Here is an 18,566-nt window from a genome sequence, read left to right on the forward strand (position 1 = left end):
ATGCCCGGTATTGAACCGCCCCATGGTCTTGTTCAAGGTTTGGGCCTCGCGGGTCAGCGCATGGCTTGCTGCAGTGGTTTCTTCGAACATGGCGGCGTTTTGCTGCGTCACCTGATCCAGCTGGTTCACCGCTTCGTTGATCTCGGCAAGCCCGGCACTCTGTTCGCGGGATGACACCGCAATTTCACCGACATTGCGACTGATTTCACTGACACTTTCGACAATGCCCGCCAGGGCCGCCCCAGCCTGGTCCACCAGTTGCACACCGCGTTTCACCTGCGTGCCCGACGCCGAGATCAATTCGTTGATCTCGCGTGCCGCATCAGAGGAGCGTTGCGCCAGCGCACGCACTTCTGAGGCAACAACCGCAAATCCGCGCCCCGCTTCGCCCGCCCGGGCCGCCTCAACCCCGGCGTTCAGCGCAAGCAAATTGGTCTGGAAGGCAATGTCGTCATCACCCCGGTGATCTTGGAAATCTGCTGCGACGAATTTTCAATCTCGCCCATCGCGTCCACGGCTTCACGCACCACCTCGCCCGAGGCTTCTGCGTTTTGGCGCGCAGTATCCACCACCTCATTGGCATGGCTCGCCCCTTCCGCGGCGGATCGCACCGACGAGGTCAGCTCATCCAGCGCCGAAGCGGTTTCCTCAAGCGTGGCCGCCTGTTTCTCGGTCCGTTGCGACAGATCATCTGCCGCATTGGAAATCTCGGACGCCTCGCCCTGGATCAGGTCGGCATTTTCCACCACGCCGCGCATCGCGGACAAGAGGTTCTCAGCCGCCCGGTTGAAATCATGGCGCAGCTGTTCGTAATTCTCGGCAAAGGGATCGGAAATGCTGATGGTCAGATCACCGTCCGACAGCTGGCTCAGACCATCGCGCAACGCATCAACAACCTGGCTTTGCGCCGCTTCCATCTCAGCCCGCTCGGCTTCCGCAGCCTCAACCTCCCGTCGCGCATCCGTCACGTCATTCGCGATCAGGACAATGCGCATCAGTGTGCCATCGAGATCGGTGACCGGAACGAACCCACCATCCACAATGACTTTTTGCCCATTTTTTCCGATCAGATGGAAGTGACCATAAAGGCTATCCCCCCCGGTCACCTGCAGCAGCACGTCGGTGAGCGTGAGGCCCTCTTCTTCGCCACCGGCAAACAGTGTTGCGAAATCCACATTCAACAATGCAGCCTCATCATGACCCATAACCGTCATGAAATGCGGGTTGACCGCAAGAACGGTTCCATCCGTTGCCAGGTCGATTTTGATCTGATTGCTGTTGATGGCTTGCATCAAGGCCTCGTTGACAAACCGATCCGTGATATCCTGCCATTCGGCCACATATCCAATGACGCAATTGTTGGTATCACGCACTGCATCCACCAACACCTTCAGACGTGTTTCCAAGACTGAAAGCACAACTTCACAGGGCAGATCTTCTGCTGCGATCAGCCGATCGGCCACATCGGATTGAGAACTGAAAGCCAGATACTGTTCAAAATTTCTGAACTCACCCAGATCCTGCTCGCCAGAGGTAACAGCCTTGGCACAGTCGCTTTGCAACTGCTCGATCAGCTCCTGCATCGCAGGGTTCACCATGCTGATATTCAACGTGTCATCCATCATCATCAAACACGTGGATGCGCCTTCGAACGCGGTGCTGCGGAACCGGTTTTCGGCTTCGGCTTGCGCCCCTTTACCCAATTCTCCCGCGAAGTCCTGCAATGCGGCCGCCAAACGACCCAACTCATCATGGCTGCGTGAGGTTGGTATTTCCACATCATAATTCTTGCGGGCAATCTGGCCCACGGCACAACCGATATCATGCAAGGGTGTCATGACAATTTTCCGCACCCCAAACATGATGGCAATCAAGGCGACAATAAAAATGCCCGCAGAGATGCCCGCGATTCGTATTTGGTCTGACAACACAAGGGCGTGGGTTTTCTCTGCATTCCACGCAATCGCCAACACCCCAAGCTGGCGATCCCCGCCGCGCGCTTTGACCGGCTGCGCAACATAAAGCCCGCCTTTCGAAACCTGCTTTTCGCCTGTGTCCAGGGCTGCATTCGCCAGCCGTTCCAATTCGTCAATATCTGCGATTTCCGGGCCGATTTGCGTCAGGTTCCGGCCATTTGCAGCGAGCGCCATAATCGTCGGGGCGTTTGGATCCTCCGGATCCACCATCGGTTCAAGCCGGCGATTGATGCCGTTGACATTCATCATCTGGAAGGACCCGACCAGCGCGTCGGCCACCAATGCGGTGATCTCTTGATCTCCTGCAGCGGTCAACTGATCCACCACCTGATTGCTGCCGCGCAACGACAGGCTGACCAATGCCAGCCCCGAGATCCCCACCGCAACGATGATTGGCACCGCCAGCTTAAAAAACACCGAGTTAATTCCACGCATTCGCTTGCCGGGTGTGACTTCTGGTTTCATCGTTGTTTTGTACCCTTCCCGCTGAGAGGCAAGTTCGCCTGACCTTAAGTTCAATCACGACCCTAGAGCCCCACTTATTGAGATGACGTTAAGGCCCGCGGAAATCAGTCCGGCCCCGTGATCAAACGAAAAACCCAAGTGGAGATCGCGCTGGATACAGAGGATAAAACCGCGTAGACAGACCGGAAATCTCAATGAGGGAAAGGCAAGAGCCATGCAGGATTGGACAGGTTACATCCTTGGTTTTGCATTCTTTTTTGCCAGCCACATGATCCCGGTAAAACCGCGGGTGAAGGCAGGGATCATATCTATCATTGGGGCACGTGGCTTCACCATTGCCTATAGTCTGTTGTCGACCCTGGCGTTGATCCTTTTGATTGTCGCGGCCCGCAGGGCACCCTATCTGCCGCTTTGGGATTGGCAGGAATGGCACAATCATCTTGCGATGGCTCTGATGCTCGTTGCCGTGGTGATCATTGCGATGGCCATTGGCCGACCAAACCCCTTGTCATTTGGCGGCGCAAATAATGACGCCTTCGATCCAGCAGATCCGGGCCTGATCGGCTGGACCCATCATCCCCTGTTATTGGCCCTGTTCCTGTGGTCTTGTGCCCATCTTCTGGCCAATGGTGATCTGGCACATGTGATCATGTTTGCCTGTTTCGCGGGGTTTTCCCTTTTGGGGCGCAAGATCATCAATCGTCGCAAGATCCGGCAGTTGGGCGACAAGGAATGGACGCGGATCAGCACCACAACACGCAACCTGCACCCCAGTTTTAATGGGAGCATGCGTGTTGGAATTGGCCTGGTGATCTACGCCCTGGTATTGTGGGCGCATGACCCCGTGATCGGGATTTCTCCTATCCCGTAACCCCCTCCCCGGCCCCCCAAACGGGCAAGCGCCAGAGCAACGTAACAGGTGGCAGAATTTCGCATCTGGTCCGGGTGCGCACTGACCGGACGCAGGGGAAAAGCGCGACTTTCCAGGTGCCTGCGGGGCTGACGCAAACCGCCTGCCCGCAATGTGACCTCTAAAATGTCACCACTAAACTGAATTGGGGGGGGCCACAAAAGATCTGTGGCGGAGCGGAAGTCCGGCAGTATTGAAATATGCCTACTGATTACCCCTTATTTTTAAGGCTGAATGGGTTTTATGCGGTGCAAAATGTGGTGCAAGGATTTGCTCATTTTTGAAATCAACCCAAAATTGTGGTATTGTTAGCTTATTAGCAAAAGGGAGACTCCAAATGGCTACAGATATTCCCCAAACCGACGTCGATCAAATTGCATCCGAGATGGCTCCAAAAATTCAAGCACTACTAGAGGCGTCAGGCCTTAGCCAGTATGAGCTTGAAGGCTTTGAATTAAAGAAAAAAGCTGATGTCAAGATTATGGGTCTCGTTCCAGAATGTAAAATGGAATGCTCCGTCGGCGGTTTTCCCCCAAAAGTCTCATGCAAATTGGTTTGCAAATAGACTGAACAAGAGCTGAGATTGAGCCTTAGCCATTAGCCAGAAGTGGGTTGGGGCTCCTATTTGTTAGCTACTCAAATAATGGTCTGGTTGGCTCCTGAAGCTCATATCAATGGTGACATCTTCGGCCTTGCCATGCAGCAAGACGATCGCAGAGCGGGATGATAGGTCTTTTACTTCCAACCGCAAGTTGGGATCAGAGCACTTCAATACAGGGTAGGCGGTTTGAGACAGATCCTGAAAAGTTAGAAAAATCGTAGTGACCACGTTTTCGTCTTTTCTCTGACCACTCTGATCAAAAACCTGCATGATAACTGGGAATGTATACCACCTAAAAATGTTGAGATTTTTGGCTTCGAACGGCTGTGGATCCTTCCGAAACTGCAGAGATAGCTCGCTATCATACAGAAGAACGGGCTTTGCTTGTCTGCGTTCTATTTTTCCCGCAAACCAATACAACCAAACTGCAGCGAATGCGCCGCCGCTGGCCCCCAAAACATAGGGGTATGCCGCGCTATTGATGATCTGGGAAGCAAACATAAGTAATGCATCCACGACTGCCGCGGGATCATCATAGAATCCGAGTGTTTTTGCATACTCAATAAAAAAAGTGCCCACGATCGGACTTATTACTAACACAAACAGAAGCGACGCGATCCATTGCAATACTCTTCTCATGAGTGTTTCATCTCATATTGATTCCACCATATCAAGAGGCAATGTATCACGTACGTATCGAGTGGGACATGCTCCGAAACTTAATAATGGATGCATCTAAAAAGCGTCATCAGAACCTACGCTAGGGAAGCCCTCGCGCTTGACTCGGCGGATAGTTTCAGGGCTTCTTATTTTGACTTCCAAGGCCTCGGCTCCACCGCAGGACTTATGTGCATTTTTTGCACACAACTCCGCTCCTTTTTCCTGGCAACCTCTTCACTGTCCGTCCGCAGGCTCATGAAGACAAATGAACGTCTTTCAATCTTCGAGTATCGGACAGGAACCCTCATCTTGAAATGGTAGGTAGAGCATCAAGATCTCGTTCGTGACGAGCCTTACGGGGTTGACGAGTATTTTTTGTCGGCGATTGAAGACGGACTGCCTCAAGCTGGCGGTCTTGGAATCGGCCTAGATCGCCTCGTGATGGTGATTACGGGTGCAGATAGAATATCTGACGTGGTGCCGTTCCCGTTGGTGTAGAAAATCTCCGTCAATCGCAGGCTCAACCTTGGCCTCTCCATCGTTCGCGCCCCGCTGGATTTCCAGCGGGGCGCTTTGATTTCGATTGCATAATACGCACTACAAAGAAGCCCGGGCTTTTCACCCCCTACGGCACGAGCGGCAGGATGGCGGTCTGGGTCTCTGCCAGGACGCCTTGCGCCACCCCGACCTCGCGCGCCGCCGCCTCGAAGGCCGCCGGGTCGTGGTTCGCCATCGCGATGTCGAAGGCGGCGCCCTCCATGTGCTTCGAGCGTTTGGCACCGCCGACAACGCGGTTGTGCTCCGGGCTGCGATAGGCCGAGCGCACGATCAAAGGCTTGCCCAGCTGATCGCGCAGGACCTGAAGCTTCTCCAATGCAGGCTCGTTGAAGTGCTCAGGTCATGGCTCCAGAAAATGCTTCCTTTTCAACGCCCTCTAAGAAATTCACCAAATGGCAGAAGTCATGAGGTTCAGAGAAAAGCTCGCCGAGAGAACGGATTTTGTGCCGATTGCTGGCACGGTGGTGTTCAGCCGGTTCTGCAAACCCCTTTGAAAACGCGGAAAAATCCGGCCGCAGCCGGATCGAGAGAACGCTTTCGCAGGGGCAAGTGGCGGAGCGGAAGGGATTCGAACCCTCGAGACGGTTCCCCGCCTACACACTTTCCAGGCGTGCGCCTTCGACCACTCGGCCACCGCTCCGCCGGTGTTGCTACAGAGAAAGCCGGGCGGTTTCAAGCATCTTTCTGCGAATTCCAAAAAATCTCTGACCTGCCGGGTACGGACCGAAATCAGTCCACCAGGTGCAGGGCCACGCGGCGATTAATCTTGCCTTTTTTCTCGATTTTGCCGATGCGGATTTTGCCGATTTCGGCGGTGTGTGCCACATGGGTGCCGCCGCAGGGTTGCAGGTCGACCTGCTCATCCTCGGTGCCAATCCGCACCAGGCGCACGCGCCCGGCCCCTTGGGGGGGCTGAACCGACATGGTTTTCACCAGACCAGGGTTGGCGGCGAGCTCCTGATCGGTAATCCATTGATCTGTCACGGAATAATTCTTCTCGATCAGCGCATTGAGCGCATCTTCGATGGCTTGCTTATCCTCCGGCGGGGTCTCCATCGCGAAATCCAGCCGCGACTTTTCCGCGCCGATCTGCCCCCCCGTAACCGGCAAGGGGATCACGACCGAGAGCAGATGCAGCGCCGTGTGCATGCGCATGTGCCGGTGACGGATATCCCAGTCCAGATGCTGTGTGACAGGGGTTCCAACCGGCGGCAAACCCTCGCCTTCGGCAGGCACAAGAACCGGGCCATCCGCAGATTTCACCGTGGTCACCACGGACATGTCACCCCCTTGCCAGACCAGACGCCCCGCATCACCGGGTTGCCCGCCACCGGTTGGGTAAAACAGGCAAGCGTCAACGATCACTCCGCCAATGTCGGTGTGGGCGATCACCTGCGCCGGCGCCTCTGAGGCATAGGCATCCTGTGTATAAAGCGCGTCACTCATCGCCCTCTCCTTCCACACCTTCATCGGCCCCGTTTTGCAGGTCGTCGAGTGTCATCGCCTCTGGGGGGACGGTCTGACCAGCCCCCGCGGCACCACCCGCCACAGCTGCGGCGGGGCGCAGCGCCTCGGGATTGCGGATCCACAGGTCGCGTTGCGCAAACGGGATTTCGAAGCCTTCCTCAGCAAAGCGGCGGGCAATCTCGTGGTTCATCTCGCTTTTCACCGTAAGCGAATAGTTCACATCACTCAGAACCGCACGGATTTCAAACTCCAGCGCGTCAGCACCGAAATTGGTAAAGATCACCGAGGGCGCCGGGTTTACCGTGACCATCGGATGGTCCTCGGCAATTTCGCGCAACACTTCTTCAACCCGTTTCGTATCCGTGCCGTATCCCACCCCCACCGGCAGGATGATCCGACCGATGGAGTTGCCGCGGGTATAGTTGGTCACCACCCCCGAGATCAGATCCGAGTTGGGTAAAATCACATCCGACCGGTCAAAGGTTTCAATCCGGGTGGAGCGCACGGAAATGTCGCGCACATAGCCCATCTGGCCGCCCACCTCGATCCAGTCCCCCTCGGAAATCGGCCGCTCGATCAACAGGATGATGCCAGAGACGAAGTTCGACACAATGTTTTGCAGACCAAAACCGATCCCCACCGACAGCGCACCGGCGACAATCGCCACCGAGCTGAGGTCAAGCCCCGCCGAGGTGATCGCAAGCAGCGCCGCCAGAAATATGCCAACATATCCGACGCCCGCAGAGATCGCATTTTGCCCGCCGATATCCAGCTTGGTCTTTGGCAGGATCGAGCTTTTCAGCATGGATTGCAGGAAACGGGTCGCCGCGTAGCCAAGCACAAACACAATGGCGAACGTCACAAAGGTGCGCGGCGTGATCCGCGCGCCGCCCACTTCGAACCCGCTCATCACCGTGGTCCACAGTTCGGTCAGGTCGGTGATCCGCGCGCCCCAGATCAGCGCCAAGAGCGGCACGGCCAGCAAGCTTATGAAAAACGAGATCAGAATTGGCCAAAGCGCCTGCCCCGCCTCTTCGTCATCCTTGCGCAGAACCACACCATACAGGCTGACGACAAACCAGTGCAGCACTTCGAGCACCGCAACCAGGCCCAGCGTCAGCACCCAGGGGATCATGAAGGAGGCGGCCAAAGTGACATAGCCGACCGCCGCCGCCAGCGGGCCCGCGATCGCCACGGCATTGGTGAGGATTGACAGCATATGCAACACGCTGGTGCGGAACGTCCCGACCTGTTCGTCACTCTCACGCAACTGCAGGTGCAGGCGCAACAGGCGGGCAAGCCGCAGCAAGAACAGTCCCATCAAGGCAAACACCGGGAAACTGATCACCGCCCATGTGGTCTGCGGATAGTTCTCATGCAGGGCCAGTTGCGTCAGAAGATCCCAGATCGCCAGAAGCACACCCAGCATATTGGTGGTCCAGCGCGCTTCGGTGCGCGCGCCTTCCGATGGCATATCCAGAATGGTCCAGCCTGCCCCCTCGACCCCAAACACCCGGTTGCTGATCCACAGGCTCGCGAAGATCACCATGACCATGTTCGGCAAAACATCCACGATCACCTGGCTGCGCAGTCCCAAAATGCCTGTCAGATACAGGGCAAAGACCAGGAAAGAGATGCCCAGAAGCGGGATGAGAAACTGGCCAAGGGACACCAGAAATCCGACCACGCCAAGCGCCGGGCCCCGGCGATTGCGGCGCAGAAAGGCGCCAAAGCGCATCACCCAATACCGCCCCCGCAGCAACAGAACCGCCCCGATCAGCGACAACGTCAACGAAAGCGGCAAGTCTCTTTTGAAATCCTGCCATTGCGCGTCGCGGCCCCAGTTTCGGGCCATCTCTTCCCCCGCCAGACGAAAGGTTTCAACCAGATCGGTCAGGGCCGCGGGCCAGATGGTCGGGTTAAACGGGGTCGGTCCCAGCTTCAGCAGCTGATCGGCCTGTCGGCCGCGCATCAGCTTGTCAATGCCATTGATCAGCACATCCGCCTGCGAATGGGCCTCTTCGGCGCGCTGTACCGGCAGGCGGGCGGCGTTCAGTTGCGTGGTCAGCTCATCCCTGCGTTCGGTCAAAATGGCCGGTTCGCTCTCCCCTTCTTTCGGCTTGGGGCCAAGCGTGGCAATCTGCGTCTTTAAGGTGTCGATCCGGATGTCGTTTTCCTGCTTGGCCTCGGCAAACAGCGCCCGCCAGTCGGTAAGATTGGCGCGCAGGTCCGCCATGACCGCATCGGATGCGCGCCCCACTTCCAGGGCCCGCTCGACCCGTTCGGCAAGTCGCGCCCAGGCGTCGTAATCCGGTGTCCCGTCATCCAGCAACACATAGGCCGGTTGATCAGACGCATCCGCATCAAGATCGGCTGGCGCAACAGAAAACTGCACCACCGGACTGGTCGCCCCGTCCTGGGCCATGCCCCCCTGTGCTGACCCCAGCAAGGTCAGAACCGCAAGGCAGAGGGCCAAAACGAAATGGTACATCAGACGTCCTCAAACACCTCTGGCAGCAGCGCGGGGTCGCGATCCAGCCAAGCGGGCACGGGCAGGCCCTTTTCCTTCAGGAAGGTCGGGTTGAACAATTTCGACTGATAGCGAGAGCCATAGTCGCACAGAATGGTTACAATTGTGTGGCCCGGCCCCATTTCGCGGGCCATACGCACCGCACCGGCAATATTGATCGCAGACGAACCGCCAAGGCAAAGCCCTTCCTGTTCCACCAGATCAAAGACATACGGCAGCGCTTCGGCATCAGGGATCTGGAAACACATGTCGGGGGTGAACCCTTCAAGGTTCGCGGTCACGCGCCCCTGCCCGATCCCCTCGGTGATGGATCCCCCTTCCGAGGCGAACTCGCCGGTGGTGTAAAAGCTGTAAAGGGCCGCGCCCAGCGGGTCGGCCAAACCGATTTTCACGCCTTTGGGCTGCAGCGCCTCGGCCACCCCGGCCAGCGTGCCCCCCGACCCCACCGCGCAGGTGAAGCCGTCGACCTTGCCGTCGGTCTGCGCCCAGATCTCGGGCGCGGTGGTTTCCACATGGGCCTGACGGTTGGCCACATTGTCGAACTGGTTGGCCCAGATCACGCCATTTGGTTCGGATTGTGCAAGTTTCTCGGCCAGACGCCCGGAATAGCGCACGTAATTGTTCGGATTGCGATAGGGGGCTGCGGGCACCTGCACCAGTTCCGCCCCCGCCAACCGCAGCATATCTTTCTTTTCTTCCGATTGGGTTTCCGGGATCACAATCACCGTCTTGAACCCCATCGAGGCCCCCACCAGGGAAAGGCCAATACCGGTATTGCCAGCCGTACCTTCGACAATTGTCCCACCCGGTTTCAGGTCCCCGCGCGCGATGGCATCCTTGATGATATAAAGCGCCGCGCGGTCCTTGACCGACTGGCCCGGGTTCATGAACTCGGCCTTGCCGTAAATCTCGCATCCGGTGGCGTCGCTGACCGCATTCAGACGGATCAGGGGGGTGTTGCCCACTGTTGCCGCAAGGTCCTGTTTGATATCCATGTTTCCCCCTAATTTCGCGCTTGGGTCAGGTGGCCGATGGGTGTTCCCACGGCGGATCATTTCTGTTCCCCACATGTGTAAGTGCGCAGGGCGCCAACTTCAAGACGAGCTTCACCACTGACCTTAAACAGCGCCACGCAACCGATCCCGGTTTTGCATCAACCACATGGCCGAAATCAGCAAGGGCGCATTGTCCACCTCGCCCGATTGCACCAGGTCGATCAGCCGGTCAAAGGAAATCACATGGCTGCGAATATCTTCAGCCTCGCCCAACATGCCGCCAAGCCCGGCGGCACTGTCGGGCAGATCGCAGATCGCAATGTAGGAATAAAGATATTCCGTGACCGCCCCCGGGGTTGGATAATAATCGCCCACATGTTCCAAAGCGCCAATGGTCAGGTTCGCCTCTTCCAGCGCCTCGCGCCGCGCCGTGGCCTCTGGCGTTTCACCCGGATCGATCCGCCCCGCAATGGGCTCCAGGATCCACGGGTGCAGATCGCCCCGCATATACGGCCCAACCCGAAATTGTTCGATCAGCAAAACCGCGTCGCGATGCGGATCATACGGCAGCACGGTGACCGCATCGCCCCCCAGAAACGCCGCGCGGTTCACCACCGGGCTCATGGTTCCGTCAAAACGCGGAAAGGCGAGGTCACGCTCTTCAATGGCGAAAAAATTCACATAGGGCCGCTCTCGTCTGGCGACACGGGTCCTGTCCGGCCCCCAGTCGGTGCGCAGCGCTGCCGGGCTGGGCTCGGCCTTGGCCCGCACCCGGCTGGCGGCGCGCAGACGGATCATCGGAAACCGCGCCGCCACCTCTTGCGGCGACAGCTGCCCCATGTAGGACATGACCTCTTCCGCAGCCGCTAGGGTCATCTCGCCCCATCGATCTGCCCAATCCTCAAGCGACCAGGGCGCGCCGGGTGACCAGAGCCCCGCTTCGGGGAAATACACTTCGGCCAATGCGGGCCCGTCTGGCCCCTCAACCCGCATGTCACAAAGCGTATAGGCAAAGCCGCCTTCGTAATGATTGAGCCGCTCAATCGCCGCCTTGCTTAGCCCGGAGACCAGAACCCCCTGCGCCGAGCCGCCCGGTTCCGCAACAATCATCGGGAACACCTGATCCTCGCCACCTGATTGCGCCCAATAGACGGCGTGATCCGCCAGCACGGCAGGCCGGACCGCATAGGTCTCGCCGTCCAGCACCAGATCCAGAAGCGGGCGAAACCGCAAGGTGCCATAGAAAAACAGGGTTTTCATGGGAAACACTCTCAGATGATGGACAGGGGAATGATGGACAGGGGAATAAACTCAGCGCCAGCGTGCCGCCGTCATACGGGTCAGAACACCCCCGGCCAGACTACCGATGATCAATGTCCCCATCACATCGGGCTGAGGGGCAATCAGCAGGACATATTCCACCGCAATCTCGATCGCGCCACGGATTGCTTCGACCGGTCCGTCATAGGCCTTGCGCAAAGACAGGCGGATCATTTCTGCGCCGGAAAACAGCACAAGCCCCCAAAACGCCAGTAAAAACGCCGAGGACAGACCAATACCAACCGCATCCCCCAGCCCCCGGCCAAGCCGATGGCCGGTAAACCGCCAACCGATCAACAGCCCTATCCCGGCGAAGGCAGGGGAAAACATGGCATAGCTGCGCCCTTCAGGCAGAAGCGGTTTGATCAGATCGGCCAGAAAATAGGCCAGCGCCGCGAAGAACACGGCAGCAACAAGTTTGGATGCGGTGGGCATGCTCGATCTCCTCCTCGGACCCCATAGCAGCAGTCGTTCCACCCTCTTGCGGGGTGGTCACGTGTTATGCCCACTATCGCCCCATCAATCCGGATTTTGCAAGGTCACTTGCACCACGTCACAATTGCCGGAATGAAAGGCCGCAGCGCAAGAGGTCAGGTAGAAATTCCACATCCGACGGAACCGATCATCAAACCCCAGCTTTGCCACACGGGACCATTTGTCATTAAAGACCCCATGCCAGCGGCGCAGGGTCACGGAATAGCTTTCGCCAAAGGTGATCTGGTCACGAAACGCCAGCCCCGCCTTGTTGACCTCTTCGCGAAGCCGCGTTTTAGAAGGCAACATGCCGCCCGGAAAGATGTATTTCTGTATGAAGTCAACGCCTTTTCGGTATTTCTCAAAGCGGTCTTCGGTGATAGTGATGATCTGCAGCACCGCCTGGGCGCCGGGGCGCAGGCAGGTGCGCACCGTGTTGAAATAGGTGGGCCAGTATTTCTCGCCCACCGCTTCGAACATCTCGATCGAGGCCACCCCGTCATATTTCCCAGTCTCGTCGCGGTAATCCTGCATCCGGATCTCGACCAGATCCGACAAACCTGCGCGGGCAATCCGCTCCACGGCAAAATCATGCTGTTCCTGCGAAATGGTCAGGCCGGTCACGCGCACGCCCCGGCGGGCGGCAAATTCCGCAAAGCCGCCCCAGCCACAGCCGATTTCCAGCACATGATCCCCCGGCCCCACCCCCATCTGATCCAGCATCGAGGCGTATTTCTGTTCCTGCGCGCGCTCCAGGCTTTCCTGCCCGGACCGAAACAGCGCCGAGGAATAGGTCATCGTGTCATCCAGCCACAGCGCGTAAAACGCGTTGCCCAGATCGTAGTGGTGGCTGATGTTTTTCTTGGCCTGTTTCTTGGAGTTGGAGTTCATCAGGTGGCGCAGCCGTTCGTAGGCGCGCACGAAGATCAGGCCGGGAAACCCGTCATAGATCCGGTCGTTATCATCTTGAATCCAATCAAGAAGCGCCTGCAGATCCGGGGTCGACCACCCCCCTTCGATATAGGCGTCGCAAAAGCCCAGATCGCCTTCGCGGATCAGCCGGGCAAAGACATCTTCGTCATGCACATGGATTTCCGCCACCTGCCCGGGTCGCGCGCCGTGTACACGAAACCGCCGCCCATCGGGCAGGATAAAATCCAGCTGGCCCGTGTTCATGTCTGAGACAAATTCGAAGACACGGGCGAAATAGCGGGGCAGATCGTTCTGCCCTTGCGTGGTGGTCAGGATCATGGCTCCCCCCAAAATCCATGTTTTTGAATACCATAAGGCTAAGCGGAGGCGGGGGGAGCGGACAAGGGGGCGGTTTTGCATGTGCAGAAACCCGCCCGCCTCGCAGGACCAAAACTCGTGAAAGAATATTCTGCGGAGTTTGTATGACCCTCCGTATTGCTACAACACCTGATCCAGCGCCTCGATCAGCTTGGTCACCTCGGCCTCGGTCGTGTAATGGGTAAAACTCACCCGCAGCACGCCCAGCGCCGGGTCCACCCCCTGCGCCTGAAGGGCGCGCACGGCGTAGAAATCGCCCCCCCCTGCCATGACGCCAAGCGGCGCAAGTTTGGTGGCCAGGTCTTCCCCCGCGATCTGCGCCGCCAGCGCCACGGTGGGCGCACGGGGTGCGGCCTGATCCGGCCCCAAAAGCCGCACGGAGTTTTTGGCTTTGGCGTAATCCAGCAGCGGTTGCAACAGCTTCACCTCACGGGCACGCATCAGGCTGTGGGCCGCACGAGCTGCCGTGGCCCCGCCGTCAGGCACGCCATGCTCTGCCGCCAGCGCCTCGATGTAGTCGGCCATCCCGGCTGAGGCCGCCACCTGCGCGTGATCCGGCCCGGCGGGCGTGAAGCGTTTGTAAAGGCAATCCGCGTTGAAATAATGCGCCTGATTGGGCAGCGCCTCGCCCAGCGCACGGCGGATCACCATGATCCCCTGATGGGGCCCATAGGTTTTATAGGCCGAGAACAAGTAGATATCCGCGCCCAGATCCCCAACGTCCACCAACCCATGCGGTGCATAGCTGACCCCATCCACACAGGTATAAGACCCGTTTGCGCGCGCCTTGGCACAGATCGCTTTCACATCATTGATCTCACCCACCACGTTGGAACAATGCGGAAAGCAGACCAGTTTGACCTTCTCGTCCAGCAGGTCATCCAGTTTGGCAGGGTCCAGATGGCCGGTGTCGGGATCGATCTGCCATTCGCGGACCTCAAACCCCTCATCTGCCAAACGCCGCCACGGGCCGGTGTTGGCCTCGTGATCCTGATTGGTCACGATGATTGCATCACCGGGGGTCAGGTGCTGGCGAAAGGCGTTGGCCAGCACATAGGTGTTTTGCGTGGTCGACGGGCCAAAGGACAGCTCGTCGGTATCGACGCCCAGCATTGCGGCAAGCCGCGCCCGTGCTTCGTCCATTTCCGCACCCGCCAATATGGCGGCCTCGTATGGCGCATAGGGTTGCACCTTGCGTTGGGTGTAATAGCGGGTCAGACGATCAATCACCTGCTGGCATGTGTAAGACCCGCCGGCATTTTCGAAGAACGCCTGCCCCGTCAGGCTGGGTTCAGCAAAGGCCGGAAACTGGCTGCGCACCCAATTGATGTCCAAGTCTGTGGTTTCAAGGTCTTTCATTTCTCGCTCCCCTATCGCGGCGATACGACCGCAGTTCTTGTTTGGGAGCGTGGGACGACGGTCCGGGGGCTCCCGTTCCGGCAGGTCCTCCAGCCAGCCACATGGGATGTGTCCCCCACGGGCAGACATGTGCAATTGGCACATGACGATTTCATAAGAATTGCTAGCCAGCGGCAAGCCACGGGTCAAGGCGGAAATAGTTGCAATGAATAAAGGGCCCCCGGATGGGAGCCCTTCCACGGTGTTTGTCCGATGGGGACGCTGCCGCTTAGGTTTTGCGCTCACCACGCAGGCCCAGGAAGATCGACACACACATCAGGACCAGCACAATTGCAAAGGGGAAGCCCGTTGCAATCGCGGCGGCCTGAAGCGCGGCCAATCCGCCGCCCAGCAAAAGCGCAATGGCGATGGCGCCTTCCAGGATACACCAGAACACACGCTGTGCGGTGGGGGCGTTGGTTTTGCCGCCCGCGGTGATCTGGTCGATCACCAGCGACCCCGAGTCCGACGAGGTCACGAAGAACACGATCACCAGCACGATGCCGATGAAGCTGAGGATCCCGGTCATCGGGAAGGCTTCGAACATCGAGAACATTTTCAGTTCCAGCGACGCATCCGACAGCGCCTGACCGGCCCCCGACATCACCTGATCCAAAGCAGCGCCGCCAAAGACGGACATCCAGATCGCGCCCACAACGGTGGGGATGATCAAGACGCAGGTGATGAACTCGCGCACGGTGCGCCCGCGCGAGATACGCGCGATGAACATGCCCACAAACGGTGACCAGCTGATCCACCACGCCCAGTAGAAGGCCGTCCAGCCCTGCATGAAGTTGGTGTCTTCACGGCCAATCACACCCGACAGGGCTGGCAGGTTCACCGCATAGGCCCAAAGGTTGTCGAAGACCCCGGTCAGGATCGCCAGCGTCGGCCCCACGATGATCACCAGGATCAGCAGCACAGCCGCCAGCACCATGTTGACCTCGGACAGGCGCTTCACCCCCTTGTCCAGACCGGCCACAACAGACACCAGCGCAAACGCGGTGATCGCGACGATCAGGAACACTTTCATGCCATCGGACACCGGCACGTCAAAGAGGTAGTTCAGACCGGCCAGCGCCTGTGAGGCCCCCAGACCCAGCGAGGTGGCAAGGCCAAAGATGGTCGCAAACACGGCCAGCACGTCAATCACGTGCCCCGCAAATCCCCAGGTCGCTTCGCCAAAGATCGGGTAAAAGACCGAGCGCATGGTCAGCGGCAGGCCCTTGTTGAAGCTGAAAAACGCCAAAGCCAGCGCCACAACCGCATAGACCGCCCAGGGGTGCAGACCCCAGTGAAAGATCGTGGCCGCCATCGCCAGATCGCGGGCGGCCTCTGGATTGTCAGCAGCGGCGCCCAAAGGCGCCCAGTCGGTGCGCAGACCGCCCTCGACCGCCGTGCCGCCCAGCGACGCGCCGTAATGCGAAATCGGTTCCGCCACACCCCAGAACACCAGGCCAATGCCCATGCCCGCGGCAAACAGCATCGAGAACCAGCCCATATAGCTGTAATCCGGTTTGGCGTCCGCCCCCCCCAGGCGGATCTTGCCATAGGGGCTGACCACCAAGATCAGCGAAAACACCACAAAGATGTTGCCTGCCAGCATGAATACCCAGTCAAACGAACTGGTCAGCGCAGGGCGCAACCAGCCAAAGAACTCCGAGGCCCCTTCCTTGAAAACCAGCGTGAAGAACACGAAGGCCAGAATGACCGCTGCGGAAATCCCGAAGACGGGATTGTGAAAGTCGAGCCCGAAGATCTGGACGTTGTCCTGACCGACCTCATAGTCTGTATCTGTTTCTTGTGCCACGGGCACCCTCCTTACTCCTTCAGTATGCCGCGACCCTGCGGAGAAGGGTGATTCACGTCTGGGTTCAAGAGACCCTTTACCGCCTAAAACCGACACACGTGTCGCAAATGAACCCAACCCTGTCCTTTTTGACCATTGCTTCACGCGTTCAAGACCTCACTCTTGTGCGCATGGGGGGCAATTGGCACCCGTCCCCTGCAAGAAGAAGATAAAAGACAGGGAATAACATGAGTATCAAACCACCGTTTACGGAGCTGGAGATCCCAAAAGCTTCCTCCGGGTTTTATGAGGGGAACAGCGTTCCGATTGCGCTGATCTCGAAGGGGATCATGGTCGCCTTGGTGATCTGGGCACTGGTCTTTCCGGCCAATGCAAACTCAACACTGGGCAGCCTGAACTGGAAACTTCTGGAAGGCTTCAACAGTTTCTACATCATCATCGTCGGGCTGTTTTTGTTCTTTCTGGCCATCGTCGCCATCCTGCCCTCGACGGGTAGACGGGTGATGGGGCTGCCGGGGGAAAAGCCCGAGTTCTCCAACTTCTCCTGGTTCTCGATGATGTTCGGGGCCGGTCTGGGTGTGGGGCTGATGGTGTTTGCCACCGCCGAACCGCTGGGCCTGTGGGGATCAAACCCGGTGATCCTGACCGGGGACGTTGCCCCGAACACACCGGAATCTTTGCAATCCGGGTATCGTTATACCTTCTTGCATTACGGGTTCCATGCCTGGGCGATCTATGTCCTGACCGGGCTGTCGCTGGCCTATTACGCCTATACGCGTGACATGCCGCTGACCATCCGGTCGGCGCTGACACCGCTGTTTGGCAAGGCCGTGAACGGGTTCTTTGGTCATGTGGTTGACGTGCTGGGTGTTGTGGCCACCATTCTTGGTGTCTCGGTGACCATCGGCTTTGGCGTCAGCCAGTTCATCGATGGCCTTTATGCGATCACCGGAATGGAATGGATGATGGATATGTCGGGCGAAGCCCCTGCCCCGGGCAAGGTTGGCCTGGTGGCCGGTCTGGTCATGATCATGGGCCTGTCGATCATTTCGGCTGTGTCAGGTGTGGGGCGCGGGGTGAAATACCTGTCGAACCTGAACCTGGTTCTGTCGCTGATCCTGCTGGGCACCTTCGTGATCTTCGGGTCGTTCTTCTTTGCCATGTCCACCTACGGCTCGGCCCTGATCGACTATATCCTGCATATCGTGCAATTGTCCTTTGGCGCTTATGGTCCGCAGCCCGCGGGCGAGTTTACCGCGAACCTGCCCGAAGCCGCCGCCCCTCTGGCGGACGCCCTGAAAGGGGGCGCCACCAACGCCTGGGGCAGCTATGGGGGCTTTGTCTCTGGCCTGGAAGGCGATGCTGCCGCCCTGCCCGAAGATGTGCTGCGTCAGGTCTACGCCGCCGGTGAACCCGCCCGTCAGTTTGGCTGGCAGGCTGGCTGGACCACTTTCTACTGGGCTTGGTGGATTGCCTTCTCGCCCTTCGTTGGCCTGTTCCTGGCCCGCATCTCCAAGGGCCGTTCGGTGCGCGAGTTCATCGTGGGCTGCGTCTTTGCCCCGGCGCTGGTGTGTTTTGCCTGGATGACCATCCTTGGCGGCACGGCCATTGATCTGGAGCTGACCGGCGGCGCAGAGGGCGCCATCATCGGCGCGTCAAACACTGCAAAGCTCTTTGTTACGCTGGGCGAAATGATCTCGGGTCCGTTCCTCTCGGCGATCACCGTGATGTGTGTGGTGCTGATCCTGACCTTCCTGGTCACCTCGGCGGACTCGGGCATTCTGGTGATGAACACCATCATGTCGGGCGGCGAACAGGAAACCGGCATCAAGCACCGCATCGTCTGGGGTGTGATCCTGACACTGGTGATCGGCACGCTTCTGATGGCTGCCGGGGACAACAACCCGATGGATGCGTTGAAAAACGCGATGATCATCGGGGCGCTGCCCTTTACCGCGGTCATGGGGCTGATGATGGTGTCGCTGACCAAGGCGCTTTACCGCGACGGGTTGCGTGACAAACATGCCGAAAGCGCCGAGGCCCAAGTGGCTGAATAAGCGACCAGGTTAAAAACAGAATGCGGCGCGGGTAAAACCTGCGCCGTTTTCTTTT

The 18,566-nt window shown here is 58.5% G+C and carries 12 protein-coding genes, 1 tRNA gene and 4 pseudogenes; 4 read left to right on the forward strand and 13 right to left on the reverse strand.

Annotated features, from left to right (window positions below; all coding sequences use genetic code 11):
• Both ACP15V_RS00005 and ACP15V_RS00010 read right to left on the reverse strand, forming a co-directional pair.
• Positions 1 to 1,436: pseudogene (locus tag ACP15V_RS00005) on the reverse strand (methyl-accepting chemotaxis protein); the annotation flags it as partial.
• A gap of 276 nt (positions 1,437 to 1,712) precedes the next feature.
• A pseudogene (locus ACP15V_RS00010) lies at positions 1,713 to 2,441 on the reverse strand (HAMP domain-containing protein); the annotation flags it as partial.
• Positions 2,442 to 2,655: 214 nt separating this feature from the next.
• On the opposite strand from ACP15V_RS00010, the gene ACP15V_RS00015 reads away from it, so the two are divergent.
• Both ACP15V_RS00015 and ACP15V_RS00020 read left to right on the forward strand, forming a co-directional pair.
• Positions 2,656 to 3,312: an NnrU family protein gene (locus tag ACP15V_RS00015; protein WP_424941674.1), complete on the forward strand. Its 657-nt coding sequence runs from the start codon at positions 2,656 to 2,658 to the stop codon at positions 3,310 to 3,312.
• A gap of 376 nt (positions 3,313 to 3,688) precedes the next feature.
• Entirely contained in the window at positions 3,689 to 3,916 is a 228-nt protein-coding gene (locus tag ACP15V_RS00020; protein ID WP_424941675.1) for a hypothetical protein, read from the forward strand.
• A gap of 63 nt (positions 3,917 to 3,979) precedes the next feature.
• Here the strand turns inward: ACP15V_RS00020 and ACP15V_RS00025 are convergent, their stop codons facing one another.
• Positions 3,980 to 4,591, reverse strand: a complete 612-nt coding sequence (locus ACP15V_RS00025; RefSeq protein WP_424941676.1) for a hypothetical protein — start codon at positions 4,589 to 4,591, stop codon at positions 3,980 to 3,982.
• Between the two features lie 375 nt (positions 4,592 to 4,966).
• Here ACP15V_RS00025 and ACP15V_RS00030 point away from each other — a divergent pair.
• A pseudogene (locus tag ACP15V_RS00030) lies at positions 4,967 to 5,110 on the forward strand (amino acid--tRNA ligase-related protein); the annotation flags it as partial.
• A gap of 184 nt (positions 5,111 to 5,294) precedes the next feature.
• Here ACP15V_RS00030 and ACP15V_RS00035 read toward each other — a convergent pair.
• From ACP15V_RS00035 to ACP15V_RS00080, 10 genes and pseudogenes are all read right to left on the reverse strand, one after another.
• Positions 5,295 to 5,498, reverse strand: a pseudogene (locus tag ACP15V_RS00035) (D-Ala-D-Ala carboxypeptidase family metallohydrolase); the annotation flags it as partial.
• Between the two features lie 222 nt (positions 5,499 to 5,720).
• Positions 5,721 to 5,810, reverse strand: a tRNA-Ser gene (locus ACP15V_RS00040).
• Between the two features lie 89 nt (positions 5,811 to 5,899).
• The gene (locus ACP15V_RS00045) at positions 5,900 to 6,616 is read right to left on the reverse strand and encodes an alanyl-tRNA editing protein (protein ID WP_424941677.1); all 717 of its coding nucleotides are present in this window, start codon (positions 6,614 to 6,616) and stop codon (positions 5,900 to 5,902) included.
• Complete coding sequence (locus ACP15V_RS00050) at positions 6,609 to 9,128, reverse strand: DUF3772 domain-containing protein (protein WP_424941678.1); 2,520 nt, start codon at positions 9,126 to 9,128, stop codon at positions 6,609 to 6,611. The genes ACP15V_RS00045 and ACP15V_RS00050 overlap by 8 nt, the downstream gene beginning before the upstream one ends.
• Positions 9,128 to 10,162, reverse strand: coding sequence for a cysteine synthase A (locus ACP15V_RS00055; RefSeq protein WP_424941679.1), 1,035 nt, complete (start codon positions 10,160 to 10,162; stop codon positions 9,128 to 9,130). The genes ACP15V_RS00050 and ACP15V_RS00055 overlap by 1 nt, the downstream gene beginning before the upstream one ends.
• 123 nt (positions 10,163 to 10,285) lie before the next feature.
• Positions 10,286 to 11,422 (reverse strand): NUDIX domain-containing protein, encoded by a 1,137-nt coding sequence (locus tag ACP15V_RS00060; protein WP_424941680.1) that lies wholly within the window; start codon positions 11,420 to 11,422, stop codon positions 10,286 to 10,288.
• 51 nt (positions 11,423 to 11,473) lie between these two features.
• The gene (locus ACP15V_RS00065; protein ID WP_424941681.1) at positions 11,474 to 11,917 is read right to left on the reverse strand and encodes a TrgA family protein; all 444 of its coding nucleotides are present in this window, start codon (positions 11,915 to 11,917) and stop codon (positions 11,474 to 11,476) included.
• 84 nt (positions 11,918 to 12,001) lie between these two features.
• On the reverse strand, positions 12,002 to 13,207 hold the full coding sequence (locus ACP15V_RS00070) for a class I SAM-dependent methyltransferase (protein WP_424941682.1): 1,206 nt from the start codon (positions 13,205 to 13,207) through the stop codon (positions 12,002 to 12,004).
• Positions 13,208 to 13,366: 159 nt separating this feature from the next.
• Positions 13,367 to 14,605 (reverse strand): aminotransferase class V-fold PLP-dependent enzyme, encoded by a 1,239-nt coding sequence (locus ACP15V_RS00075; RefSeq protein ID WP_424941683.1) that lies wholly within the window; start codon positions 14,603 to 14,605, stop codon positions 13,367 to 13,369.
• A gap of 268 nt (positions 14,606 to 14,873) precedes the next feature.
• Positions 14,874 to 16,454, reverse strand: coding sequence for a BCCT family transporter (locus ACP15V_RS00080; RefSeq protein WP_424941684.1), 1,581 nt, complete (start codon positions 16,452 to 16,454; stop codon positions 14,874 to 14,876).
• Between the two features lie 227 nt (positions 16,455 to 16,681).
• On the opposite strand from ACP15V_RS00080, the gene ACP15V_RS00085 reads away from it, so the two are divergent.
• Positions 16,682 to 18,511 (forward strand): BCCT family transporter, encoded by a 1,830-nt coding sequence (locus ACP15V_RS00085; protein WP_424941685.1) that lies wholly within the window; start codon positions 16,682 to 16,684, stop codon positions 18,509 to 18,511.
• The last annotated feature ends 55 nt before the right edge of the window (positions 18,512 to 18,566 follow it).

Source organism: Aliiroseovarius crassostreae, assembly GCF_049803815.1.
Taxonomy (GTDB): Bacteria; Pseudomonadota; Alphaproteobacteria; order Rhodobacterales; family Rhodobacteraceae; genus Aliiroseovarius; species Aliiroseovarius crassostreae_A.